The following is a 26,204-nucleotide window of genomic DNA, read 5'->3' on the forward strand; positions in this document are numbered from 1 at the left end:
GATGACCAGCAAAGTACGTGCCGTGTTTGGCATGCCAAAAAGGCTTAATCGGTCATTTACCGTCAGCCTGATGTTATTTGCATTGCTGGGCGTGTTCGGCTCCTTTATGGTGCTTCCGCTCATCTATGCTGTCAACAATGCATTCAAGCCGCTGGATGAGCTGTTTATTTTCCCGCCGCGCTTCTGGGTGAACAATCCGACAACGGAGAATTTTGCCGATCTGATCAACCTAATGGGCAATTCGTGGGTGCCGTTATCCCGCTATATTGCCAACACATTGCTCATTACGATACTTGGCACAGCCGGGCATATCCTGCTTGCATCTGCAGCGGCTTATCCGCTGGCGAAATATCGTTTTCCGGGTTCCAAAGTGTTGTTCACCATTGTCATTCTGTCCCTGATGTTCTCGCCGCATGTTACGGCGATTCCGAACTACATGGTCATGTCCTGGCTTGGCTGGATTAACACTCATGCGTCCATTATTGTGCCATCACTTGCGTTCTCGCTGGGACTTTTCCTGATGAAACAGTTCATGGAGCAGATTCCCGATGCTTTGCTGGAGGCAGCCAAAATCGACGGAGCCAATGAATACCGGATATTCTGGAGCATTGTGATGCCTAATGTGAAGCCGGCATGGCTCACGCTCATGATCCTGCAGTTTCCAGCGTTATGGGGAACGGATGGCGGGAGTTTCATTTACAGTGAAAATCTCAAAACGCTGCATTATGCGCTCAGTCAGATTGTGCAGGGAGGGATTGCAAGAGCTGGTGTAGGTGCGGCTGTTGCTTTGCTGCTGATGATCGTACCGATCACTCTGTTTATCATCTCTCAGAGCAGTGTTATGCAGACGATGGCCACTTCGGGCATGAAAGAGTAGAAAGGAGGCAGCGAGGTGCGGAGAAGCACATGGAAAAAACGTAAATCGATCATCATGGGCATGATCTGCCTCCTGTTGTTCGTTCAAGAGGCGCCCTACGTGAATGCAGACGGTAAAACGGATGCGTATCATTATTCCTTCTGGGGTGACGCAGTTCCTTCACCGGCGGCATATGAGGCAACAACCATTATCACCGGCAAGAAGCTGAACACAACTCCTATGAAAGAGCCAAGTGACATGCATGTTACCTCCAATCAGCACGTCTTTGTGCTCGATTCGGGCAATGGCCGCATCATTGAGATGGATCGCAACTTCAAGCTGGTACGGACGATTGATTCATTTGAGCAGGAAGGCAAGGAAGATCATTTTAAAAATCCACAGGGATTGTACGTCACGGAAAAAGGCCATCTGCTGGTCGCTGATTCGGATAATCACCGGGTGGTGCATCTGGATGAACAGGGGAAGCTGGTCAAGATCGTGTCTGAACCAAAATCGGATCTGTTAAAAGCAGACTTCCAGTTTAAACCGATGCGGATTGTTATGGACAAAGGGGAGCGTATCTACGTCATGGCCGAAGGCGTATTTGATGGATTCATGGAGTTCAGCGCCGATGGTACGTTCTCTTCCTTCATTGGAGCGAACAGAGTTCAGGTGGACCCGGTGGAGTATCTTTGGAAACGGTTTGCAACACGGGAGCAGCGGAGCCAGATGGTGATGTTCACTCCAACGGAATTTACCAATCTGGATATGGATGAAGAGGGCTTCATCTACGCCACTAGCGGGGATCGCGGCAAAGATCCGGTCAAGAAGCTGAATGCCCAGGGTACAGACATTTTGCGCAGAGAAGGCTATCAGACTCCGCAGGGTGATTTGCTGTATACCCAAGAAGCAGGGCCATCCCGCCTGATTGATGTGGATGTGGGTGACAGTGACATGTATTCCGTACTGGATTCCAGCAAGGGCCGAATCTTTACCTACAATGGAGACGGATATCTGCTCCATATTTATGGGGGCATCGGGAACCGGCTGGGCCAGTTTAATACACCTGTTGCCCTGGAACGTGCGGGAGACCGGATGTTAGTTCTGGATAAAGCGCTGGGTGAAATCACCGTCTTTCAAACAACTGAATACGGACGTACACTCCACGAAGCGGTGCGCAGCTACTATAACGGTGATGAAGATCAATCTTCGGTGCTGTTTGCCCAAGCTGCCGAGATGAACGCTAACTTGGAATATGCGTATGCGGGAATTGGCAAAGCATTGCTTCGTCAGAAGGAATACGCCGAGTCTGCGAAATATTTCAAGCGCAGCATGGAGCCCAAAGGGTATTCCAAAGCTTTTCTTTTGTACCGCAAAGAGCTGATGCGTGAGCATTTTTCATGGATGATGTCCGGTATATTCCTGGCTGTCGCTGCGATTGTCACCGTCATCATCGTTCGCAGGCAGAAAAGGAGGACTACGAATGCAGGCATCAAGTAAGCAACTATACCAGTACCCGCTGCATCTGATTTTTCATCCGTTTGACGGATACTGGGAATTGAAGTATGAACGGAACCAGAGAAACTCACTGCTGATTGCTTTCATGATCCTGGTGCTTCTGGTCATCACCAAAATTTTGCATGCCCAGTACAGCGGTTTTCTCATTAATCTCAGTAATCCAAAGTACCTGAACAGTCTGCTCGAAATGTTATATGTCATTATACCGGTACTGTTTTGGTGTGTGGCTAACTGGTCGTTAACCACATTGATGGACGGGGAAGGCAAGTTCTCCGAGATTTTCATGTCAACGTGCTTTGCACTGGTACCGTTGTTACTCATTCATTTTCCATGGATCTGGCTGAGTCTTGTGATCTCTGCGCAGGAAACTGCCTTTTATTATTTCTCCAATGCACTTGCCATTGCGTGGACGGTATATCTGTTATTTGTAGGGAATATGACGGTTCATCAGTACACACCAGCCAAAACGGTGCTCACGATGTTGCTGACACTTGTGGCGATGGCGTTTATGGCATTTCTGTGCCTGTTATTCTTCAGTCTTGTACAGCAGATTGTATCGTTTGTCGTAACCATCTATCAGGAATTAGTGCTTCGGGGCTAAGGGAGGAGGAATTTGTTATGAATTATACCGTAGCCAAAAAAATAACAGGAATGCTGCTCGCGGGCAGTCTGCTTCTGGGCGGTTGTCAATTCTCGCCAACACCGCTCGCTCACGAGACAGTGACTGCCGCTGATCAGACGGACTTTCCCTCCCTGCCTCCCGGAGAGAAACTGAAATCATCGTTCAGCGATGTCCGCCTTCCCGGCATGGTAGGTATTGCGCAGAATGCTGCGCTGCAGTTGTTCATTAACGAAGAGACTGCCGAGATTGCAGTGATTCACACGCAGAGCGGGCAGATCTGGCGCAGCAATCCTGCAGATCGTGAGCAGGATGGGGTTGCTGCCGGGATAAACAAAGACCTTTTGTCATCACAAACGAAGCTCAGCTTCTTCAACAGCCTCGGACAGAGCAGCACCGTAAATTCCTTCACGGATAGTGTTGCACACAAGCAGATAAGCTACGAGGTGCTGCCAAGCGGCGTGCGGGTCCACTACCAGTTTGGAAGCACTGAGCGATCCATAGAAGACTTGCCGATGAAGATCAGCAAGGAGCGATTCGAACAAAGGCTGCTTGCACAGCTAGACAAGGCCGGGCAACGGGCCTTGAAGGTCGGCTATGCGGAAGACAAGGATGAAGGCGCTTACGTCCGGATTGATAAGGCGATGCAAGGATTGCAATTGTCCCGGGCCTTGAAGGCTTTTGACACAGCCGGTTACACATCGGAGGATCTGGCTCAGGATCATGCCGAGTTTGGCATTGAAGAGGAACGAAGTGGACCACGGCTGTTTATGCTTACGATGGAATATGAGCTGGATGGAGAGGATCTGCTTGTACGTGTTCCGTCCTCAGGCATTCATTTTCCGGAGGAATATCCGATCAACAGCATATCTGTAATGGATTATTTCGGGGCCGGGGGTTCAGAAGAAGAGGGCTCCATACTGGTGCCGGACGGTTCTGGAGCGCTGATCCATTTTAACAATGGCAAGCTGCAGTATCCTGCCTACCAACAAGATATATACGGACCGGATATGACCATGAAACTACGGGAAGCAAGTTCGAATGAAGCCAGAGCCAGGTTGCCGGTATTTGGACTGATTCGGAAAGAGGGAGCTTTCCTGGGCATTATTGAACAAGGGGATGCCGTTGCAGTTGTGAATGCCGATATCAGCGGCAAACTGAACAGCTACAACAACGTATATCCCAGCTTCTATGTGGTGAACAAGAGCGATGTGACGCTTCAGGCAAGTGATATGGTTCGTACACTTCCGAAATTCCAGAAGAAACCGACCGCGTCTGATTTCGTCGTTCGATATGCTTTTGTGGGGGCGGATAAGGCCTCGTACTCAGGGCTTGCATCGCTCTATCGGGATTATCTGATGCAAAACGGCGGACTTCCCGAGTTGAACGCCAGCAAGGAGCAGAGTAACGTTCCCTTTTATCTGCAACTGTTCGGTGGCATGACAACAAGACAGCATATGCTGGGCATACCGTATGATTCAACGGAGGCTGTGACCACGTTTGATGAAGCCAAAAAAATTCTCTCCGCCTTGACGGAGAAGAAGGTATCCAATATTCAGGTGCGCTATGCAGGATGGCTTAACGGCGGGCTTCATCATCGACTGCCGGATTCCATCCAAGTAGACGGCGCGGTAGGCGGGAAAAAGGGATTGCGGGATTTCAGCGCATACACACAAGAAGCGGGCATCGGTTTCTATCCCGATATCGCTCTGCTGAATGTGCAATCCAAAAAAGGGTTTAAACCGTCCAAAGAAGCTTCACGCACATTAACTCAGGAACCGGCGGTCTTGTATCCGATGAACCAGGCCATCCAGCGGCGGGACCGGGATCGTTCACCATCCTATGTGCTTTCGCCCAACATGCTCGAGGACGTGACGGCAGACATGTTAGATGAGCTGAGGTCCCTTCAAAAGGATGGACTGTCACTAAGCCTGAATGATCTGGCAGCTCAGTTAAACAGCGATATGAATCCGAAAAAGCTAGTGGACCGAACACAAGCGCTTGGCTCCGTGAAGAAGGTACTTGAACAGATCGGGCAGCAGGCTGGCTCGCTTGTTGCTGAAGGCGGGAACGCTTATGCCCTGCCGTATGTAACTGGTCTGACAGATGCGCCGATGACCAGCAGTCGTTTCAAGCTGGAGGATGAAGAGATTCCGTTCTATCAGCTCGTTGTACACGGCAGCATCGGTTATACGGGGACGCCATACAATCTCTCCACATATACCAATGCAAGGCAATATGTGCTGAAGCTGATTGAATATGGAGCCAGCCCTTACTTTGCATGGTTCAATGCGCCAAACCATGTTGTGAAAGAAACGGATTATGATGATCTCTACGCGGCGAATTATGAACAATGGATCGATCTGGCTGCCGAGATCTACAACGAGGTGAACCAGGTGAACCAGCCGTTTGCCGGACGTTCCATGATATCTCATGAATCCCTGGAGGAGGGTGTCTTCCGGACAACATATGAAGGTGGCGGGTTCGTAATCGTCAATTATAACGACTTCCCTGTAGAAGTTGACAACGATACAGTGGAAGCCCAAAGCTATGTGACTGGTGGTGAGCAGCTCTGAAGACGCTCCTGAAATGGAAATGGGGAAGTCGTACGTATGCTCAGCAGAAAGCCATGTGGGGCGTAATCTACGTGCTTCCCTGGCTCATTGGTTTTGTGTTGTTTTTCTTCATTCCGCTGTTAGCCTCTCTGCGATACAGCATGAGTACAATTCAGGCTAACGCGGAAGGCATAGCAATTCAGTTCAACGGTGTTGCCAATTACATTCAGGCGCTGACCGTCAATACAAGCTTTAACCGTGCGTTAATTGAGGCGATCACAGACGTGCTCATCAACGTACCGCTTATCGTTATATTCAGTCTGTTCCTTGCCGTCATCCTGAATCAGAAGTTCAGGGGCCGGGCTGTAGCGCGGTCGATCTTTTTCCTGCCCGTTATTCTGGCATCGGGAGTGATTATGACACTGGAGAGCACCAGCCTGATTGAAGCGGTTAATCAGAGCAGCACAGGTGGAAGCTCACTCGGGACATTTGAACTCGAAAATCTGATGGTTAACGCCGGAGTGAGCGATTGGATCGTTACGTATCTGAGCAGCGCCGTAGATCGGATCTATCAGATCGTCAGTCAATCCGGTGTACAGATTTTGATCTTTTTGGCAGGGATCCAGACGATTTCCCCTCAACTGTATGAGGCTTCGAAGATGGAAGGGGCAACGGGTTATGAAGCCTTTTGGAAAATTACGTTCCCAATGGTCAGCCCGCTTATTTTTGTCAATGCGATCTATACAATCATTGATTCGTTTGCCAATAACGCCATGACGGAACTGATCCGGGATACCGGCTTCGTCAAATTTGACTTTGGATTAAGTTCTGCCATGGCATGGGTTTACTTTCTGGCCATTGCCATCATTCTGGTTATCGTAAACATCATTTTCTCGAAGCGAGTCTTCTATCAAGATTAGAAAGGAGGGTGTCCCACGTGACAACATCACGATTATTATCGCTGGAGCATTGGAAAGGCTGGCTGTGGGCCATGATCCGATTCGTTCTGATTACCGGGCTTTCCTTCGTTATCCTGTTTCCCATATTTCAGAAGGTTTCCACATCCATCAAAGCTAAAGGTGATCTGTATTCGGCAGTGGTGGTGTGGATTCCACAGAACTTCTCCATCGACAATTTCAAAGAGGCGATACGCGTAATGGATTACTGGGCAACGCTGTTTAATACGTTTGCCCTGTCTGCAACGACTACACTGCTGACTACAGCATCCTGTGCACTTGCAGGATACGGATTCGCCAGACTGAAATTCAGGGGAAGCAACTGGCTGTTTGCTGGTGTAATTCTAACGATTCTTGTACCGCCAACGACCATTCTCATTCCGGTATACCTGAATCTGAAAAGCTTTGACCTGATGGGGCTTATGACGCTTATAGCCGGCAAACCTGTTAATTTGCTTAATACCTATTGGCCGTTTATTCTGACGGCAATTACGGCCAATTCACTTAAAGCCGGTTTGTACATCTTTATCTTCCGGCAATTCTTCAGAGGTATTCCGAAGGAAGTGGAGGAGGCGGCCTATGTGGACGGCGCGGGCATCGGACGAACATTTTCAAGAATCATGCTGCCCAATGCCATTCCGTCCATGGTAACAGTCATGCTGTTTTCCTTCGTATGGCAGTGGAACGACAGCTTTTATACGACGACTTATCTGACTTCAAGTAAAGTCATGTCGACTCAGTTATCGTCCCTTCCGTATAATCTGGCCCAGCAGGTTACTGACGGTGCAGCTTCCCAAGCCGATCCGTTCTATCTGAGTATGATCCAGGATACAGGAATTCTTCTTGCCATTCTGCCTTTGATCATCATCTATTTGTTTGTGCAACGATATTTCGTAGAGAGTGTAGAGCGTACGGGAATCGTCGGTTAAGTTAAGTTCTTCTGTACATTTGGAGTGGGATCAGACTGGAAGAGGGAGGAGGAACTTCATGCAACATTCCATCTGTGAAAAGGGGGCATGTAACGATCTCATGAACGTCTGCTTACAGCAGAACCGCGATCCTTCCCTGCGCAGGATCCCCCTGATGGTGTGGAACGGGCTGCGGGAGCGGGCGCCGACCTGAGCGATCTGTTTGATGAGAGATACTCTGACGGAGCATACTCGCGTTATTGCAAGGCAATATATCAGATCAGGAGGAATTAAAGTGAAGAAGTTCATGACATCTTGTAAACTTGTACTCATTCTGGCTTTATTGATCACAATTGCTCCATGGGGAGGCAGCCGTGCCGAAGCATGGGTGGGCATGCCGATGGGCAAGCTGCACGTAAACGGCAAAAACCTGGTGAACAGCAACAACCAGCCTGTGCTACTGAACGGTTGGCATCAACCCTCAGGTGCCTACTGGACATATCAGGACAGCAATTATTATCTCAATCTGCACGGCAATAACCGTCATGCAGCTACACTGGCATATCTGAAAGACATTACCGATACTTTTGCTGACACCAGCGCGAAGTACGGAAGCAATCATGGCTGGAATATGAATCAGGTACGTCTGTTCATCGATCGTCAGGACATGGGAGATGTGGCTGCTGGTACATATAACTTTGCCGGTGTGCAGACCGTTACGCAAAATGTAATTATTCCGTATATTCAATATGCCAAAACAAAAGGTGTCTATGTTGTCCTGGGACTGGACTTCACATTGAAAGATGATCAGGCAACAACACCTGCCAACCTGCAAAAATTCAACGAAATCTGGGGTTATCTCGCTTCACGCCCGGAGATCAAAAGTGCAGACAACGTTCACTTCGAACTGATCAACGAACCGGTGAAATCCTATGCCAATGGACATTGGGGTGGATACAACGGGGAAAATGACTTTGTGGATCACTGGAATGACTTGCGTAATTTCCAAAATTCCATGATTTCAACAATTCGCAGCAAAGGTGCGGACAACGTCATCTGGGCGGCAGGTCTGGGATACAACCAATTTTACAGCTTGACGGCAAGCCATCCATTGACTGATCCGCTCAATAACTATGGATATGCGGTTCACTGGTACCCTGGTTATGGCGCATATGACAACTTCTCTATCCTGCAAGACCAGTGGAATACCAACGTGAAGGCAGCTGCTGACAAATATCCGATTAATATTACCGAGGTAACCTGGTTCAAAAACAAACCTGGCGATTCGGCCTATTGGAACTTGTTTAATGGTAGCAATGAAGGTTTTGGCACCAATACCAAAACGATTTTCAACGCATCAGGCAATGTCAGCATTGCAGCTCATATGAACGGATTCATTCTAAGTGAAGGACCACGAAGCTCCTTTGCCGACCCAACGGCTGGACTGAAATGGGATGGAGATGCTTCACGGAGTGCCATGGGACGATTCCTGTTCAACTGGTACCATGAACGTGCCCAGACTTATCCGGGCAGTGGACAAGGTGGCGGACCGACAACGGGTCTTGTATCCGGTGCAACTTATAAAATCGTAGCCCGGCATTCCAACAAAGTTGTTGATGTTCCTGGTGGTCAAAATGAAAATAATCTTCAGCTCCAGCAGTGGAGTGATCTGGGCGGTAACCCTCAGAAGTGGGTTCTGACCTCGATCGGCAGCGGCAACTATACACTGACAAGTGTGAACTCACCGGACAAAGTCATCGATATTCGCAACGGTACCCTCACCAATGGGGAAGCGGTTCAACTCATGAGCAATCTGAACACAACCGCTCAGCATTTTAAGGTCAACGATCTTGGTAACGGGTACTGGAGTATCATCAACGTGAACAGCAATAAAGCGATTGAAGTGGCAAACGCTTCCACTTCGGATGGAGCCTTGCTGCAGCAGAACACCTACACAGGTGCTACAAACCAACAATGGAAATTTGTTGCCGTTAGCAATTAATAAGCACAACATTAAACAAAAACCTCCCCAAGTCATTCCATGTCTTGGGGAGGTTTTTTGCGTTTATTTTTGATACTTTGTGATGGATGTCATGCGAAGGTAAAATACAACTATATTTGTGCGCTAACCCGCAGACCAACAATTATTTTCATGCAAGCATTGTACGCTACAGTATGTAAATGTACCATAAGGAAGAAGTTGTACCTTCACCAGGAAGAAATGCCCGGTGTATCATTGAACAGCTACCTTAACACAGAGAAATGTAAGCGCTCGATAAAAAAAGGGAGGGTACATATGCAGCTCCTATGGTCCAAATTTTCACCCGTGTTCCGCCGATTCCTCATTTCGTATCTTGTCATTCTGATGATTCCTCAAATTGCGGGATATGCCTCTTACCGAGCTTCTATTGAAGCGGCCCGTTCCAGTTCCATTGAAAACAGCTTGAAGTCGCTGAGTCTCGGGAAAGAGATCATTGAGCGTAACCTTCTTCAAGTTGAAGCCTTTACCAGGCAGCTTGCCGTCAATCCCGATTTGCAAAATTTAATTGCTGGCCCAAAGCCGCATGATCTCTACAATGTCTACGGTATGAACCGTATGCAGCGGAGCCTCTCCATGTACAGCAGTACCAATGATTACTTGTCCCATTTCTTCATTCACATACCAAACTACAATGCCATCATCACACCAAGAACTGTGTATTATCGTCCAGAGCATTATTATGCTGCCAATCAGCTGGACGGTATGTCGTTTGAACAATGGCATGACCAAATTCTCAAACAACCACACTTTAATGAAATCATACCGCTTCGAAACTATAAACGTGAAATACTCGGCACTGTGCTTGCAGACGTTCCCGCCATTACGTTTCTGCAATCTCTGCCTTTGAACAGCTTCAACAAACCGCAAGCGACGATTGGTGTCATGATTGATCAGGATCAGATGGCCAGCCTTACTCAAAATATTGTGGATCAATATGGCGGCTGGACTCTCGTCACTGATGCGGAAGGGCAGATCATTTTCTCCCATGGCATTGAACAAGCCGAAGCCGAGCAAATGGCACAGAGTCGCCAGAGAGAAGATAACGCTGCGGAAACGGAGCTGAACGTGCAGAATGTACAGCCTGGAAGTGATGGTCGGCTGCTGATATCGATGCAGTCCAGTCAAAATGGATGGAATTACATGGCAGGGATTCCGGAGAAAGCACTCATGACAAAAGCGGACCAAATCAAACAAGTCACGCTGGTCTTTACTTTGGCAACCATTGCCTTGGGACTGTTATTCGGGCTGGTTCTCGCCTATCGGAATAGTGCACCCGTATACAGATTGTTGGCCTCTTTTCGGGAACAAGTCACCGATTCCCCAGGCAGACGGGGCAATGAATATGATTTTTTGGCAAGCCATATTAACAATCTCATTGCTAATAACGACTCACTTAAAAACGCCATGAATGAGCAGATTCCGTTATTGAGAGACGGTTTTATCAAACGTTTGTTAACGGGAGAAGTCTATACCTCACTTGAGTTGGAGGTTATCTCATCCCAGGCGCACATTTCTCTTCATAGCAGCAAGGGCTTGGCAGGCTTAGTGAAGGTAAACGGATATGCCAATCCGGACAGTGAAGAAACGATCCATGAACTGGGTGTCGCAAGGCTGCTCATCAAACAGGTACTTACAGAGTGGAATGCGCAGCTGCTGATCACGGATTGGGGAACAGACCAGATCGCTTTTGCCTGTCCATTGGATGAGAACCAACTGAATGAAACTATAGGGAGATGTGAAAAAGAGCTGAACACCTTGATGGAAGTGATCTACCGGGAGCATCGGATATCCACAACAATTGGCACAGGTGCAGCTTACGAGGTCTGGAATGATGCAGGGCGTTCCTTTGACGAAGCCAAACAAGCTCTGGATTATGCCATTCATATGGGAACAGATCATCTGGTGAGATTTGAAGATACGATGAAGGAAAATGAAATGTTCTATTATCCGATTGAGTCTGAACAGCGCCTGCTGAACACAATCAAAGTCGGTGAGCCTGAAGAGGCGATACGCATTCTGGAGCAATTGTTTCTTCGTAATTTAGAGGAGCGGGAACTGTCCTACGAGATGACACAGCAGTTCATCATGGAGCTGAAGGGGACTTTTCTGAAGCTGGACGAACCAAAATTCAAGTTGGATGCCTCCCTGCTGGAGGAATATAAAACCCGGGTGACATCCATTCAGATGACAGAAACGATTACTTCGCTGCGGGCAAAATTCAAACGGTTAACGGAAGACATCTGCGGTGATTTCCAGAGAAGAAGAGCAGGAGCACATGCGGATACTGTAAGCGAAATGATTTGTTTTATCCAACAACATTATGGGGATGCAAACTTGACGATCTATCGGATTGCCGAGCACATGAGCAAGTCCGAGAAGTTTATATCCCAACTGTTCAAAGAACATACGGGAGAGAATCTTTCCGATTATGTAGAACGGGTACGCATTGATGCTGCCTCGAACTTGTTGCACTCCACTGGTCAGACCATTGACGAGATAGCGGAGGCCACCGGGTATAACAGTGCACATTCATTCCGCCGAGCTTTCAAGCGGGTACGCGGCATTTCTCCGAGTGTATTTCGGAAAATGGACGTTCATAGCGGTTAATGTAGGCTGTTTCTCGGGAACTATATTCGCTTTTTGTACTTTCTCAGCGTAACTGTACCTTTACGCATCCCCAGCGCAATCTTATGATTACTCAAAAAGTAAGCGCTACCAAGTTGAGCTGAAGTTCAGCACGATTTGGAGCCAAGAATGGGGGGATGATTCTGAGAACCACAATGACCAGTGAATCAAAGTCCGTGAAGAAACCAAGTAAAGCGTTTGCCTTGAAGCAAGCATTATCCAGAAGCTGGAGGCGACATTGGCAGCTATATCTGCTGATCCTGCCACCGATTGCTTACTTTATTATTTTCAAGTATGTACCCATGGTGAATGCGGTCCTGGCATTTAAAGATTACAACGTCATCAAGGGGATCTGGGGCAGTCCGTGGGCCGGAACCAAGTATTTCGAATTACTTTTTAAAAATCCGGCGTTTGTCATGCTGATCAAGAACACACTCTACATTTCGTTTTACAGCCTAATCGTTGGTTTCCCGATTCCTATATTACTGGCGCTCGCGCTGAACGAAATCAAAAACATACGATTCAAAAAAACAGTACAAATGGTGACATATGCTCCATATTTCATCTCTACTGTTGTTATGGTCTCCATCATTATGCTCTTTCTGTCTCCTAGGCTGGGTATTGTCAACACGATTGCAGGTGCCCTTGGTTTCGAAGCGGTGAATTTTCTCGGTGAGCCCGGACTGTTTCGATCCATCTACGTATTCTCCGATGTGTGGCAGGGAATGGGGTACTCGGCTGTGATATATCTGGCTGCTCTGGCAGGTGTTGATCCATCCCTGTATGAAGCCGCCAAAGTGGACGGAGCCAACCGAATACAGAAAATCATCAATGTTGATCTGCCTGGACTACTTCCGGCAGCCGTCATCATTCTGATTCTGAGTGTAGGGAATATCATGGCAGTTGGGTTCGAAAAAATATATTTGCTGCAAAATCCGCTCAACCTGTCTGCTTCGGAGATTATCTCCACGTATGTCTATAAAATAGGATTGCTGAATGCCAATTATAGCTTTGCTACTGCGGTTGGCCTGTTCAACTCGGTGATTAACCTGATTCTGCTATTAATCGTAAACGCGGTCGCCAAGCGACTGTCCAATACAAGCTTATGGTAACGGGAGCGAAAGGAGGAGAATCAACCCATGCCTAACACACAGACAAATGCAGGTCGTTCGCGGATCAAGAGCAGCAGCACGATTCGTGAATCCTGGGGAGACCGCGTATTTATAACGGTTGTTTACTTCATGTTGACAGTGGTGCTGATTGCCGTGCTGTATCCCTTGATATATATTGTGAGTTCTTCGCTCAGCAGCCCTGCTGCCGTCTCCTCGGGAAAAGTCTGGTTGTGGCCCATTGACCTGACGTTTGACGGTTACAAGTCTGTATTGCGGAATGATCAAGTCCTTACCGGGTATGCCAATTCCCTTTTTTATACAGCCTGCGGCACCTTCATCAGCGTGGCACTGACCATTATGATTGCTTATCCATTATCCAAAAAAACGTTTGTTGGCCGCAGCTCGTTAATGATGTTTATTACCTTCACCATGTTGTTCTCAGGCGGCTTGATCCCTACCTATCTGGTGGTCAAAACCATGGGACTGATTGATACCCGCTGGGCGTTGCTGATTCCCAATGCCGTCTGGGTATGGCAAGTCATCATTGCCCGCACCTTTTTTCAGAATTCGATACCGGAAGAATTGTCCGAAGCAGCAGACATCGATGGCTGCAGTGACATCCGGTTTATCGTCAGTATTATCCTGCCACTCGCCAAACCGATTATCGCCGTGTTGTCACTTATGTACGCTGTCGGTCAGTGGAATGCATACTTTGACGCCCTCATCTATCTGAAATCACAGTCGCTCTATCCGCTACAGCTGATATTACGCAGCATTCTTATTCTGAACAGCAGTACGGGGAGCATGGATGCATCGGAAATGATCAAACAGCAGCAGATGGCTGAACTCATGAAGTACTCGTTAATTGTGATGGCCAGCTTGCCGGTGCTAATCATCTATCCTTTTGTTCAACGGTATTTCGTGCAAGGTATGCTGATTGGCTCAGTTAAAGGATAAGTTCATTTTTTCTATTATTCATGAAGGAGAGGATTATATTGAAAAAAGCGGGATTCATCATTCTTGCCTGTATGCTGTTTACCTCGTTGGTACTTGCCGGATGTTCAAGCTCTGATAAGGGGAACGGGGAAGGCAGCGATCCGTCAGGCAAGACGGCCATTAATGTGTTTGCTCACCAGGGTTCGGATACCAACCTGTCCACTAACAAATTCACGAAGAAAATGGAAGAGAAGTTTGATATTCAGTTCAACTGGACTACGGTTCCATTCGACGGTGCAGCGGAGAAAAGACAGATTTCACTGGCTTCCGGTGATTATCCGGACTTGTATCTGCTCATCCCTTGGGTAGATCGTTTCTCCCAGACAGACTTGTTGAAGTTTGGTCAGCAGGGGGTTATTTTGCCACTGAATGATCTGATTAAGGAGCATGCTCCCAATATTAAAAAAGTACTTGAGAGCAATGACTATTATCGGGCCATGAACACTGCTCCTGACGGAAATATCTATGGTCTGACGGGTCTGAATGAATGTTTTCACTGTTCATATCCAAACAAGATGTGGGTCAACACCAAATGGATGGAACAACTGGGCCTGACCGAACCCACGACGACAGAAGAATTTAAGGAAATGCTTCGGGCATTTAAAACGAAAGACCCGAACGGGAACGGTAAAGCCGACGAAGTACCGCTAAGCGGTTCGACTGAAAATTTCGGTGTGCACATTATTCCGTACTTGATGAACGGTTTTATCTATGACGACGATCGGAATTATCTCATTGTCAATCAGGGGAAAGTGGAGACCGTAGTGAACAAACCGGAGTGGAAAGAAGGGCTTGCCTATATTAAATCCCTGTACGATGAAGGGTTGATTGATCCAGGGGCATTTACCCAAAACGTCGGGGCCTTCAAAAAAATTGGAGATAACGCTGATGCACAGCTTCTCGGTGCGGGAGCAGCGATGCATCCATCATTATTCGTAACCACTGCCGAAGGTTCTCCTTACGGGAATGATTATAATCCCATCCCTCCATTGAAGGGACCCCATGCTGCTTATGCTACGTACAACTATCCGATTGATCCCGGAGCGTCTTTTGTACTGACAAACAAAGCCAGTGAGGAAACACAGATCGCGGCCATAAAGCTGCTGGATTATCTCTATACCCAGGAAGGAACCATGGCATCATATCTGGGAGAAGAGGGCGTAAGCTGGCGCAAACCACAAGAAGGAGAAGTGGCGCTCAATGATCAGATTGAGCCGTTATATAAAGCCATTCCGCTTCCTTCTGGAGAAGAACCTCGTAATGACAGTTGGGCTGCATTAAGTCAGTACAATCATTATCAGGCATATCGGGACTCCGAAGTACAGGGGACAGACATCTATGCCAATGATGGTGGTGAGCGACGTCTCTATGAGGCGACATTGTTAATGGAGGGCAAGGAACCAAAAGAGATTTTCCCTCATTGGGCATTGTGGGTAGATCCGTCCCAAGCTGATGAAGCCAGCATGATGCAGACCAATCTCAAGGATTACATCGATCAGAACGCCCTGCAATTTATTACTGGCGCCAAAAGTCTGGATAAGGATTGGGATGAATATGTGAAAGGCCTGGAGGGATTGAACATTAATCGATATCTGGAGATTATGCAGTCTTCCTATGATACTTCTTCTGTCTCCAAATAATTAAAGTATCTGGATCATACAGAGCGGGAAAAGTTACTGCCTGTATTTGCACAACCAAACGCGTTCCCGGTTCGCAGTCAACATATGCGAGCCGGGAACGTTTTTTATTGATATAGATTAAATCGTAATATCATTGCATCCTTCTTAAAATTCAGTGATTGGACCTGTCCTGCAAGCCAAACTTTCACAGGGCAGGTTCAACGGCTCGTGCACATTCCCTTAGTTTAGTACATGCGATATCTTCCGCTTAGAGCGAGCATGCTGAAAAAATACAGGCAATTGTCGTAATAACGTCGCTCTCCCTGACGCAGAGGTGTGTTCCAGAACTTGTGAACGAATGTGTCAGCATGTGGACCGTCCGCAGCCAGTGAAGCCATGGCATTGGTAGCCAGCAAACCTACAGGATGCAGTGAAGGTTCGTCGAAAGGTTCACCTTCTATTGTATAGCGACGATAATCGGACATTTCAATATCACTGAAGAAGTATTGAATGCGATTGGATTGTTCGATCTGCCAGTGATCCTTGCGGAACCATTCCCAGTCCAGCGCTATATTCGCAGCAACACGGTAAGCGTCACTGTAAAAATGTCTGAAATCACCATGCGGCTGTATTGGAGCCGGAGAGCCATCATAGTTCGCATATTCAGGTGATAGTCCGGTTACTGGATGGCAGGCTGTATGAAGGTAGGCCCGACTAGCGGTCGCCGCTTCTTTCCAGAAGCTCTGATCTTCTTCATCCGCATATTTCGCAAATAGTTCATAAAAATGAGGCAGATGGTAGGATGGGTCGCTAAACGGTGTTTCTGGTATGAATTTGATCAGTTTTGTTTCCGGGTCCCACATGGGATCGCCTTCGCCTTCTTCGCCCTGATGTATACATGCACGAAGGATCTTACGGGCTTGTGCCTTGTAATCATAAGGTTCAGCGCCATCGCCCCAGCGGTTGGAGGCAAAAAAAAGCGCCATGGCAAAAAACTCCTCACCATCAGGAGCAGGACCTTGCGAGAGTCGGGTTCCGTCAGGCTTGCAATGCCAGGCAAAATAATCTTTATAACGTCCCGCTTTATGTTGCATAAACGTGTGTGAGAAATTCCAGAGTCGATCAAATTCTTCCTTTTTGTCCATCTGAACAGCCATCATCATGCCATAGGACATGCCCTCGGAGCGAACATCGAGATTACCAGTGTCCAGCAAATAACCTTTGTCCACACCCATGGGGTAATATATTCGAGTATTGTCATCGCCATAAAACAGCTCGTTCCATGTTTCTTCCAATCTGTTCGTGATCTCATTCTCATCGTAGCCTAGCTTCAAGAACAGATTTGTATATGTACCCGTATCCCACGCGCCTTGACCCGTGATATTCATGAGTATCCTCCTTCATCAATGCGGTTTTTCAAAATTATAACATGGAAATAGTATACAAATTAAAGCGTTTACATGAAAAATTATAGGTGTTCTGATCTGCTTGTCATTGTACTCAAATTAAAATGATATATTGGTTAAAATCCTATACTTTGTCAGGTTGTTGTAAAATTATGTAAGGGATACACTTTGGGAGAAGGATCACATCTGATCTAATAATACAAGCTGTGATTCTTTAAAAGTTGTTTGAGGATGGTCAGAATCTAACCGGAAGGATGTGATGATGATTTATGCTCCAGGATTCAGGAGATGCAGGTGAAAACACGGAATTCACTGCACCGCGCGATCCAGTTGGAGTGACAGCGTCGGCAGTCAAGCCCGCAATTGATTTTGAGTCACCTAGATATCGCGACATGATTGGCCGATCTCTTCTGAACAAAGGAAATAATGTCAGATTAAAACGAGCCATTGAGAAGGCAAAAAACGGCGAACCTGTCGTTATCGCTTATATTGGAGGCTCCATTACCCATGGTGCTGGTGCAGTACCTATTCATCTCCAAAGTTACGCTTATCGGTCTTATGAGTCGTTCAAGTTTATGTTTGCGCTTTCAAAAGATAGTCCGATTCATCTGATTAAAGCAGGTGTGGGTGGAACTCCTTCAGAACTGGGGATTGTACGTTATGATCGTGATGTGCTGAGGGGAGGTGCCGTTCAGCCGGATATTGTCATAATCGAATTCGCAGTCAATGACGCAGATGATGAAACCCAAGGTAAATGTTACGAGAGTCTGGTACTCAAAGCACTTACTGCCGATAACAAGCCAGCGGTCATCTTGTTATTCAGTGTATTCGAAAATGACTGGAATCTACAGGATCGTCTCGCTCCGGTAGGCTGGCATTATGATCTGCCAATGGTAAGTGTGAAAGATGCTGTCGTAGAACAGTTCAACAAGACAAAAGGTGAAGGCAATGTTATTTCCAAAAAGCAATTTTTCCATGATATATATCATCCAACTAACATAGGGCATCGAATTATGGCCGATTGTTTGGAATATTTGTTCGACGTGACGAATCGTTCTGAGTGGGATGAGAAAGATCATGATATTGAAAAAGCTCCGCTAATTGGAAATGAATTTGTTAATGTGAAGCTGTTGGATCGGAAAAACGGCAATCATATTGCCCGAATCGATGCAGGCTCTTTTTGTAAAACGGACACGGATCTGCAGATGGCTGAGATGGATGCTCATGACTATGGTACACCTCAGTTCCCCAACAACTGGATGCGTACAGGAGAGGGAAAAGAGGATCAGAGTAGCTTTCGGATAAGTTTGCAGTGCAAACGCCTCATTCTGATCTTCAAGGATTCTGGTAACGATGAATTCGGAACTGCACATATCAAGGTAGATGGGGTATTTGTCCAAAAAGTCGATCCGCGTCAAGTGAACTGGACCCATTGCCATGCCACACTTCTGCTTAACGAAGAGCATGTGGGGGAGCACTCCATCGAGATCGAAATGGCGGAAGGCCATGAACATAAATGCTTCACTATTCTGGGTTTTGGCTATGTGGATTAACTGAAGACTGATAGTCACTCATATGTTCGGAGGAAAAGAGAATGGAACTGATCTCACCAGCAGTAACGGGATATGACCAGTATCGGGAGAATATACCACGTGGAGTCATGGAGACGGTAGAGTATCCTTCCACCACGGTTGGCAATTCCCGTAAAGCGATGGTGTACACCCCACCAGAATTTTCTTCGACAACGATGTATCCTGTACTTTTTCTTTTGCATGGTATTGGCGGAGACGAAACCGAATGGCATACTCATGGTTCTCCGCAAATTATTCTCGATAATCTGTACAACGATAATATGCTTGAACCGATGGTTATTGTTTTCCCCAACGGTCGCGCAATGTCGAATGATCGAGCCGTAGGAGACCTGTTTGAACCTGAGAAAATCAAAGCATTTAAACGGTTCGATTCCGATCTGCTCAACGATTTGATACCTTACATGGAGTCGAACTACCCTTTGCATAAAAGCCGGGATAAAAGGGCGATTGCTGGTTTATCCATGGGTGGAGGTCAATCCTTAAATATCGGATTAAGTAATCTAGACCATTTTGCATGGATCGGTGCTTTCTCCGCAGCCCCAAACACCAGAAGTCCGGAGCTACTTGTCCCTGATCTTTCGAAAGCGCCTTCATTACTCTCGCTGTTATGGATCTCTTGCGGTGAACAGGACAATCTTATAGAGATTAGTCTTGGGGTTCACCAATATCTGGCGCAACACGGAGTACCTCACATTTGGCATGAGGAAAGTGGAGGACATGATTGGCCCGTGTGGAAGAACGATCTGTATCTGTTTTCGCAACGTCTTTTCAAGTGAATTTGCTGAAGAACATTCATATCGGATTGTAGCATCAACCAAATCTATTAAAATATCAGGAGGTATAATCTATGTTTAAATTTAGCAAAAAATTGTTAACCGTTGTTCTCGCATCTGCCATGAGTTTTGGTGTCTTCGCAGCCACATCGAGCGCAGCAACAGATTATTGGCAAAATTGGACAGATGGTGGAGGAACGGTCAACGCCGTGAATGGATCGGGCGGGAATTACAGCGTGAATTGGCAAAATACCGGGAACTTTGTTGTCGGGAAAGGGTGGACATACGGTACGCCTAATCGAGTGGTCAATTATAATGCCGGCGTATTCTCTCCTTCAGGTAACGGCTATCTCACCTTCTATGGTTGGACTAGAAACGCTCTAATTGAATATTACGTGGTGGATAGCTGGGGAACGTATCGTCCTACCGGAACGTATAAGGGCTCGATGACTAGTGATGGCGGCACATATGACATCTATACAACGATGAGATACAATGCACCTTCCATTGATGGTACTCAGACTTTCCCTCAGTATTGGAGTGTTAGACAGACCAAGAAACCAATCGGAGTCAATTCTACCATCACGTTCAGTAATCATGTGAATGCATGGGCGAGCAAAGGGATGTACTTAGGCAACAGCTGGTCCTATCAGGTGATGGCAACCGAAGGTTATCAAAGTAGCGGAAGCGCAAACGTGACGGTTTGGTAAAAATGATGTGATGCAGTTCAACTTCTGCACCTGCATTTGAAATTCAATTTTCCGGTAGCGTTGAGTAACGTTATTCTCCAGACTAACAGACCTCGACGTTGCCGGATTTAAGCTAGTAAAGGAGAATAATTGAATGAAGAAGCTGGTATGGTTAACTTTAATCGCTATAGTTGTTAGTCTAAGTGCTTGTTCAGCAAGTAATACGAAATTAAGCGATGACTTGGTATTCGTCGAAGGAGGAGCCTTCAAGAGCAGTAAGCCGAGTCAGATCGATAGGAATGAAACGCTGGATTCCTTCTATATTGGCAAATACGAAGTAACTCAAAAAGAATGGATGGAGGTTATGGGGGAAAACCCTTCTGGCTTCAAGGGAGATGACCAGCCTGTTGAAATGGTCAGTTGGTATGACGCAGTGGAATACTGTAATCAAAAAAGTATAAAAGAAAACCTGAAACCTTATTACAATATAGATAAAGACAACCAGGACACGAATAATCACAATGAAAATGACACTATAAAATGGAATGTAACGATCAACGAGGACGCCAACGGTTACCGTTTACCCACAGAGGCAGAATGGGAATACGCTGCAAGCGGAGGTCAAAAGAGCTTAAATTACACATACAGCGGAAGTAATAATCCTGATGAAGTTGCTTGGTACTGGGTAAATGCCGGCGAGAACATTCTGACGGGTGACTGGAGCTGGCCCGCTATTGAGAGCAATCGTAATCAAACCAAAAAAGTCGGAACTCAGAAGGCGAATGAGTTAGGAATCTATGATATGTCTGGGAATGTGAGAGAATGGTGCTGGGACTGGTACAGCGATTCGGAGAGTCCAAATCAAACTTGGCGAGTTGTGAAAGGCGGAGGCTGGATCGGCGGTGTCAATAACAATGAAATATCATTTCGAGGCAAATTTGATGCAAATGGTTTTGGTCCCGATCAAGGATTCCGTATTGTACGTGGAGAATGAAAAATCTTTCTACTGACAATAGATTACTTCTGAGCTAAACCTATACTTTGTCGGGTGAAAACCTATAGTTTAACAGGTTGTTGTACAAAAATGTAAGCGTTACACTTGAATTGTTAACCCGGCGCTTCGCTACAATCGGAGCGTTCTTATAGTACGGTCCGATGGAACCATGTTCTATGTTATTGATAAATGACGATGAGACTGGTAGAAATTTTGTTCTCCAAAGTTGTGCGAGCAGACAACAATCCTGCTGTTGTTCTGCTGTTTAGCGTTTTCAGAACAACTGGAATCTACCTATTGATATAGATAAAATACATGCAGCTGATCAAGGATAAAAGTGAGGTGAGCTAATGTACAAGGTCATTGTCGCGGACGATGAGCCGTTTATGCTAGAAGGATGGAGAACGATGATTGACTGGCGAGCTTGTGGATATGAACTCTGCGGAACGGCAACGGATGGGGAGGAAGCACTTGCTCTATTCAACTCGGTTGAACCGGATCTTGTCGTCACTGATATTCAAATGCCTGTTATGGATGGTCTTGGTTTGATTCACACCTTGCGAGAAGATCTCGCCTATACCTCTAAAATTGTTATCGTTACAGGATACTCCGATTTTAATTACGCGAAGCAAGCCATACGGTATCAGGTCGATCAGTACGTGCTTAAACCTCTTGTTCCCGAGGAGATTCATCAAATCCTTATGGAAATGATTGAACCTCTGGACAAACGCAGAAATGAGCAAAAACAGCAAAATGGAGTCACGGTTACAGATGAAACCTATGAAGATCATTTTAATGAATATCGAATAAACGAAGAATATGATTTAGAGCAAATGATGAATATCTCCAAAGAGATCTTGGCGTTGATTGAAGCAGAAAACACGTATTCTATCGATATTGCAGTGAGTGCACTGTTAGAGAAAAGTGAGAAAGCAGAGGTTTCATTGGAATGGATACATCATGTCATTCGATATATCCACGGGGAGCTGCTACGAAAATATGGAAAAAGAGAGGGTTGCAGAGAAATACTATGTGAAAAAGAATGGCATGAGGCTGCGAGTTGGTCTTCCGGCACATTGCAAGACCTGTGTGTTCGACTATCCAAGCAACTTTCCCAGTCTGAATTGAACCAAAAGACGGGTACGGGAGGGCTGGTTGCAGAAGCAGTGAATGAATTGAAGCAACACTATCGAAGTAAAATTAAATTACAAGATGTAGCTAATCGTATTCACGTGAATTCTGCCTACCTGGGTCAACAGTTCAAGCGGGAGATGGGGGTCAGTTTCAGTGACTATGTGCACCAGCTTCGTGTTGAGGAGGCCCGTAAACTCCTGCGACGTACCAATATGAAGATCACTGACATTGCATTCAGGCTAGGATATCATGATGCTGAATATTTCACCCAAAAGTTCAGAGCGCATACAGGGGAGCTTCCGTCAGTCTATAAAAACAAAAACCAAGGGTGATTATATGCGTCATAAATTCTGGATGTTCAGTAAGGTTAATGATATTCCTCTCCGATCCAAATTTCTGCTTATTTATGTACTTAGTATTCTCCTTCCTGTAATAACGATTAATATCTTCTTTTATGAACGAACCTCTGCGGATATCAAGATTAGAGAACAGGAAAATCTGCGTAAATCCATCGACAGGGCTGCGGGGGAACTGCTAGGCATGATTGATGAGAGCGTTGCCCTGAGCCGGATTATTGCAGCAGACGATTCGCTCTATGAGGCACTGGATCGGACCTATCACTCCCCCGTGGATTATTACAACGTCTACCATGCATTCCTGCGAGATAAATTAACACGGTACATGTCAGCGAATATTCTGGAGGTGCGTATCTATACGGATAACGATACCATTCAGACGGGTAGTCATTATATCGTGATGAAAGACAAGAATGTACTCCCTGGATTGAAACAGCTGAAATCCACCAGTGGAGGCATTCTTGTCGTTGATTATATTGAGCCATCCGGATTTAACGCGGGAAGAAGAATCAGTGTGATTGGCAAAATGGATACCTATACTTCCTATGCCAATTACAACAAGTATTCCAAGATTGATCTGGAACTTAGCCGGGTGTATAGCATTTTAAATCGTGAATCAGACAGTCTTCAGCTGCGTCTGGTGGACAGTAACAATCGAACTGTCGTTTCAAGTGGGGAATTCAGCGAAACCGACTTATCCCCCCTTGATAATGAATCAATGCTCAAGGAATCTGGAGATTCTGCTTACACGCTCGAAAAATCGTTGGGGAATCTAGCCTATCTAAAGGGTTGGAAATTGATTGGAGTTGCCGATACGCGTCACCTTGACCACCTGCTGCAAGAAGCCTTTAAGTCAATTCTGGGGTTACTCGCATTAAGTATCGTGGTCCCCTCTGTATTGATCTACATTATTTTGCGTTCCTACCACTATCGGATTCGCAAGTTGTCCAGACATATGGAGAAGGTTCGTAACGAACGATTCGATCTGATTGAAATTCACGAAGGCCGCGACGAAATTGGCGGGCTTATTCGTACATTTAACATCATGATTGGTAAAATTCATACGCTGATTAATGACGTATATAAACTGGAAATCCGTCAAAAAGATCTGGAGCTGGATCAAGTGAGGACTGAATTGTCCATGCTCCAGAGTCAGATGAATCCCCATTTTTTATTTAACACATTGAATGCCTTGCTGGTCGTTAGTACGAAGAATGGATATACGGAAGTAATTGAGATTATTAAAAGTCTGTCCAAACTGATGCGACAGTTGCTCAGTCATTCTGACAATCTGATTCCTTTGCAAGAAGAGCTGCAATTTACGAATCTTTATCTCCAGATTGAGAAGTTTCGCTTTGGAGAGCTGTTTGATTACACCTTCGAGGTTGATCCTGATGCAGCTTCGTTGCTTATTCCCCGCATGAGTATTCAACCGCTCGTCGAAAATGCCTGCAAACACGGCTTGCAGGCGCGAAAAAATGGAAGAGAGATTAAGATAACGGCGAGTCGAAACGCTTCTGAACTGGTTATTCAGGTGAACGATAATGGAATCGGTATGGATGCAGGGAGACTAACCGAGCTCCTGCGAGATATTCGTTCTGAAAGACCCAGGAACGGCGAGCATGTAGGACTCCGCAATGTCTACCGCAGGTTGGAACTCTTTTATGAAGGAAATGCGATATTTGATCTAAGCAGTGTACCTGGAAAGGAAACTATTGCAGGGTACCGTATACCGATCTCCAAGCTGGAACAGAGGAAATAGGAGGTAAACTCTCATGTATAAAGTACTGTTAGTCGATGATGAACCTTATGCCATTGAAGGGTTACAGCTTCTGATCAATTGGGAAAAGTATGGTTTCGAAATCAGAGGCGTGTGCGCCAACGGTGAGGAAGCCATTCGGATGATGGAACAAGATCGACCTGATCTCGTGGTGACAGACATTCGTATGCCTGTGATGAATGGGCTGGAACTTGTAGAAGAAGCAAGGCGATTGGAACATGAGTCTGTGCTGTTTGTCATCACGAGTGGATACAGTGACTTTAATTATGCCAGACAAGCTATTCGATTAGGTGTCTCCAACTATTTAACCAAACCGGTTGACAGTACAGAAGCAGAGGATATGTTGGTCCGTCTCCGTATGCAATTGCAGGAGCGTGAAAACCAGGAGCGTATAAGGAAACATGCAAACGAGCAAAGGATCAAAGCGTTTTTGTCTGCACTGATTAAGGATAAGCAAAATATATCGGAGGAGGAGATGTCAGAGATCCTTCCTCGTTTAAACAAGTCCCATTGGGCATACCTGCGGATAGCCTTTCAGGGAGATATTCAGGAAGTCTGTTCAGTAGCCGAACAAACGGCTGAAGAAACAACTTGCTGTTATGTGATAGACAGAACAAGAGACTCATTGGGACTTGTATGGGGGGAGGAAGCGAATGATAGAAATGAGACATTTGAAGCAATTAAAGCTTTTACACAGCGTTTGATGAACAATATGCAACATAACGGCTGCGAAGAAATTCATATCGCGGTTGGATTAACAGTCAACAAACTGGAGCATTTATCTGAATCCTTCCGCTCCGCTCAGGAAGTTGGGCGTTATTTATTTTTTAACCAAGAGCGTCTTTTGTTTGCCGAAGATATTCAGCTGGAGAATTGGCAGTTTGATCCGGAAACGCTGTCAGAGGTGGACCATATTTGCGATTTACTTGAAAACGGTTCTGTGGAGGAACTCTCGTCTGCGATTCGGAGTGCTTTTGAACTGTTTGTACAGATGAAGGCTGCGCCAGAGATTGTACATATTTTCTCTACCCATATTATATTCCGCGGATTGTCCCTGTGTAGAGAATTAGGAGGAGAACCTAATGCTCTAATGAACGAATTGGCGAGCGGAATTCTAGAGAAGGGCCATCGAAATATAGAAGAGGTTGCTAACAATCTGGAACATTTCTGTTTGCAATGCAAGTCAGCACTGGCGATTTTCCGGGAGAGGCAAATGGGTGGCATCCAGGCGACGGTTGCTGAATATGTGCAGATGCATTACAGGGAGACATTTACGATCCAGGAGCTCGCAGAACAATTCTACGTGAATCCTGTCCATTTAGGGCAATCCTTTTTGCGAAAGTATGGTAAGGGTGTAATCGAGGTAGTACATGATTTAAGAATGGAAGAAGCGAAGCGTCTGCTCCAGCAGACGAATCAAACATCCAGTGCGATTGCGGAGCAAGTAGGGTACCGCAGTTACCAGCATTTTCTCAGACACTTCGAAAAACGAACAGCCATGAAACCAGTAGAATACAGGCAAAAGTATGCGAATTGATCCATGAAAAAGAAGAACCCCTCCTGAATAAGACCTACAATTACAGGGGGGTAGACCTTAAATGTATATATTTTGTAACCGCATACATTTCTTCATACTAAAAACAGTAAGACATACCACTTCCAAGGAGGGCAAGTA

19 protein-coding genes are annotated in these 26,204 nt (G+C 46.2%); 18 read left to right on the forward strand and 1 reads right to left on the reverse strand.

What is annotated here, in order from left to right; translation table 11 throughout:
* The first annotated feature begins 1 nt into the window (after position 1).
* The 11 genes from EL84_RS20900 (at position 2) to EL84_RS20950 (ending at position 15,826) form a co-directional block, all read left to right on the forward strand.
* Positions 2–877: a carbohydrate ABC transporter permease gene (locus tag EL84_RS20900; protein ID WP_026081082.1), complete on the forward strand. Its 876-nt coding sequence runs from the start codon at positions 2–4 to the stop codon at positions 875–877.
* 15 nt (positions 878–892) lie between these two features.
* Positions 893–2,356 (forward strand): NHL repeat-containing protein, encoded by a 1,464-nt coding sequence (locus EL84_RS20905; RefSeq protein ID WP_053061551.1) that lies wholly within the window; start codon positions 893–895, stop codon positions 2,354–2,356.
* Complete coding sequence (locus EL84_RS20910; RefSeq protein ID WP_036615901.1) at positions 2,340–2,975, forward strand: YIP1 family protein; 636 nt, start codon at positions 2,340–2,342, stop codon at positions 2,973–2,975. The genes EL84_RS20905 and EL84_RS20910 overlap by 17 nt, the downstream gene beginning before the upstream one ends.
* A 17-nt stretch (positions 2,976–2,992) precedes the next feature.
* Positions 2,993–5,569 (forward strand): DUF5696 domain-containing protein, encoded by a 2,577-nt coding sequence (locus EL84_RS20915; RefSeq protein WP_047842958.1) that lies wholly within the window; start codon positions 2,993–2,995, stop codon positions 5,567–5,569.
* Between the two features lie 53 nt (positions 5,570–5,622).
* On the forward strand, positions 5,623–6,468 hold the full coding sequence (locus tag EL84_RS20920; RefSeq protein WP_082219083.1) for a carbohydrate ABC transporter permease: 846 nt from the start codon (positions 5,623–5,625) through the stop codon (positions 6,466–6,468).
* A gap of 17 nt (positions 6,469–6,485) precedes the next feature.
* A complete protein-coding gene (locus tag EL84_RS20925) occupies positions 6,486–7,433 on the forward strand; it encodes a carbohydrate ABC transporter permease (protein ID WP_036615897.1) in 948 nt (315 codons plus the stop codon).
* Between the two features lie 274 nt (positions 7,434–7,707).
* Positions 7,708–9,414, forward strand: coding sequence for an RICIN domain-containing protein (locus EL84_RS20930; RefSeq protein WP_047842959.1), 1,707 nt, complete (start codon positions 7,708–7,710; stop codon positions 9,412–9,414).
* 294 nt (positions 9,415–9,708) lie between these two features.
* Positions 9,709–12,060 carry a helix-turn-helix domain-containing protein gene (locus EL84_RS20935; RefSeq protein ID WP_047842960.1) on the forward strand — a complete coding sequence of 784 codons (2,352 nt, stop codon included), beginning with the start codon at positions 9,709–9,711 and terminating at the stop codon, positions 12,058–12,060.
* A 275-nt stretch (positions 12,061–12,335) separates the two neighbouring features.
* Positions 12,336–13,190, forward strand: coding sequence for an ABC transporter permease (locus EL84_RS20940; protein WP_036671100.1), 855 nt, complete (start codon positions 12,336–12,338; stop codon positions 13,188–13,190).
* A gap of 27 nt (positions 13,191–13,217) precedes the next feature.
* Positions 13,218–14,147 (forward strand): carbohydrate ABC transporter permease, encoded by a 930-nt coding sequence (locus tag EL84_RS20945; protein ID WP_047842961.1) that lies wholly within the window; start codon positions 13,218–13,220, stop codon positions 14,145–14,147.
* A gap of 20 nt (positions 14,148–14,167) precedes the next feature.
* Positions 14,168–15,826, forward strand: a complete 1,659-nt coding sequence (locus tag EL84_RS20950; RefSeq protein ID WP_152683048.1) for an ABC transporter substrate-binding protein — start codon at positions 14,168–14,170, stop codon at positions 15,824–15,826.
* Positions 15,827–16,050: 224 nt separating this feature from the next.
* Here EL84_RS20950 and EL84_RS20955 read toward each other — a convergent pair whose 3' ends face one another.
* Positions 16,051–17,193, reverse strand: coding sequence for a glycosyl hydrolase family 8 (locus EL84_RS20955; RefSeq protein WP_047842963.1), 1,143 nt, complete (start codon positions 17,191–17,193; stop codon positions 16,051–16,053).
* Between the two features lie 287 nt (positions 17,194–17,480).
* Between EL84_RS20955 and EL84_RS20960 the strand changes: the two genes are divergently transcribed.
* From EL84_RS20960 to EL84_RS20990, 7 genes are all read left to right on the forward strand, one after another.
* Positions 17,481–18,764 (forward strand): SGNH/GDSL hydrolase family protein, encoded by a 1,284-nt coding sequence (locus tag EL84_RS20960; protein ID WP_047842964.1) that lies wholly within the window; start codon positions 17,481–17,483, stop codon positions 18,762–18,764.
* 41 nt (positions 18,765–18,805) lie between these two features.
* The gene (locus EL84_RS20965) at positions 18,806–19,579 is read left to right on the forward strand and encodes an alpha/beta hydrolase (RefSeq protein ID WP_047842965.1); all 774 of its coding nucleotides are present in this window, start codon (positions 18,806–18,808) and stop codon (positions 19,577–19,579) included.
* Between the two features lie 71 nt (positions 19,580–19,650).
* A complete protein-coding gene (locus EL84_RS20970; protein WP_047842966.1) occupies positions 19,651–20,286 on the forward strand; it encodes a glycoside hydrolase family 11 protein in 636 nt (211 codons plus the stop codon).
* A gap of 133 nt (positions 20,287–20,419) precedes the next feature.
* The gene (locus EL84_RS20975) at positions 20,420–21,259 is read left to right on the forward strand and encodes a formylglycine-generating enzyme family protein (RefSeq protein WP_047842967.1); all 840 of its coding nucleotides are present in this window, start codon (positions 20,420–20,422) and stop codon (positions 21,257–21,259) included.
* Positions 21,260–21,609: 350 nt separating this feature from the next.
* Positions 21,610–22,725, forward strand: a complete 1,116-nt coding sequence (locus tag EL84_RS20980; RefSeq protein WP_047842968.1) for a helix-turn-helix domain-containing protein — start codon at positions 21,610–21,612, stop codon at positions 22,723–22,725.
* A gap of 4 nt (positions 22,726–22,729) precedes the next feature.
* The gene (locus EL84_RS20985) at positions 22,730–24,511 is read left to right on the forward strand and encodes a sensor histidine kinase (protein ID WP_047842969.1); all 1,782 of its coding nucleotides are present in this window, start codon (positions 22,730–22,732) and stop codon (positions 24,509–24,511) included.
* Positions 24,512–24,524: 13 nt separating this feature from the next.
* Positions 24,525–26,066 (forward strand): response regulator, encoded by a 1,542-nt coding sequence (locus EL84_RS20990; protein ID WP_047842970.1) that lies wholly within the window; start codon positions 24,525–24,527, stop codon positions 26,064–26,066.
* Positions 26,067–26,204: the final 138 nt, after the last annotated feature.

Origin of the sequence: Paenibacillus sp. VT-400 (assembly GCF_001029205.1) — a bacterium.
Lineage (GTDB): Bacteria > Bacillota > Bacilli > Paenibacillales > Paenibacillaceae > Paenibacillus > Paenibacillus amylolyticus.

Excerpts from the sequence above, each read along its gene's own strand:
- EL84_RS20915 (WP_047842958.1), top strand. The coding sequence starts at position 2,993 with ATGAATTATACCGTAGCCAAAAAAATAACAGGAATGCTGCTCGCGGGC.
- EL84_RS20960 (WP_047842964.1), top strand. The coding sequence starts at position 17,481 with ATGCTCCAGGATTCAGGAGATGCAGGTGAAAACACGGAATTCACTGCA.
- EL84_RS20970 (WP_047842966.1), top strand. The coding sequence starts at position 19,651 with ATGTTTAAATTTAGCAAAAAATTGTTAACCGTTGTTCTCGCATCTGCC.
- EL84_RS20990 (WP_047842970.1), top strand. The coding sequence starts at position 24,525 with ATGTATAAAGTACTGTTAGTCGATGATGAACCTTATGCCATTGAAGGG.
- EL84_RS20935 (WP_047842960.1), top strand. The coding sequence starts at position 9,709 with ATGCAGCTCCTATGGTCCAAATTTTCACCCGTGTTCCGCCGATTCCTC.
- EL84_RS20900 (WP_026081082.1), top strand. The coding sequence starts at position 2 with ATGACCAGCAAAGTACGTGCCGTGTTTGGCATGCCAAAAAGGCTTAAT.
- EL84_RS20980 (WP_047842968.1), top strand. The coding sequence starts at position 21,610 with ATGTACAAGGTCATTGTCGCGGACGATGAGCCGTTTATGCTAGAAGGA.
- EL84_RS20910 (WP_036615901.1), top strand. The coding sequence starts at position 2,340 with ATGCAGGCATCAAGTAAGCAACTATACCAGTACCCGCTGCATCTGATT.
- EL84_RS20950 (WP_152683048.1), top strand. The coding sequence starts at position 14,168 with ATGAAGGAGAGGATTATATTGAAAAAAGCGGGATTCATCATTCTTGCC.
- EL84_RS20945 (WP_047842961.1), top strand. The coding sequence starts at position 13,218 with ATGCCTAACACACAGACAAATGCAGGTCGTTCGCGGATCAAGAGCAGC.
- EL84_RS20985 (WP_047842969.1), top strand. The coding sequence starts at position 22,730 with ATGCGTCATAAATTCTGGATGTTCAGTAAGGTTAATGATATTCCTCTC.
- EL84_RS20975 (WP_047842967.1), top strand. The coding sequence starts at position 20,420 with ATGAAGAAGCTGGTATGGTTAACTTTAATCGCTATAGTTGTTAGTCTA.
- EL84_RS20965 (WP_047842965.1), top strand. The coding sequence starts at position 18,806 with ATGGAACTGATCTCACCAGCAGTAACGGGATATGACCAGTATCGGGAG.
- EL84_RS20955 (WP_047842963.1), bottom strand. The coding sequence starts at position 17,193 with ATGAATATCACGGGTCAAGGCGCGTGGGATACGGGTACATATACAAAT.
- EL84_RS20920 (WP_082219083.1), top strand. The coding sequence starts at position 5,623 with ATGTGGGGCGTAATCTACGTGCTTCCCTGGCTCATTGGTTTTGTGTTG.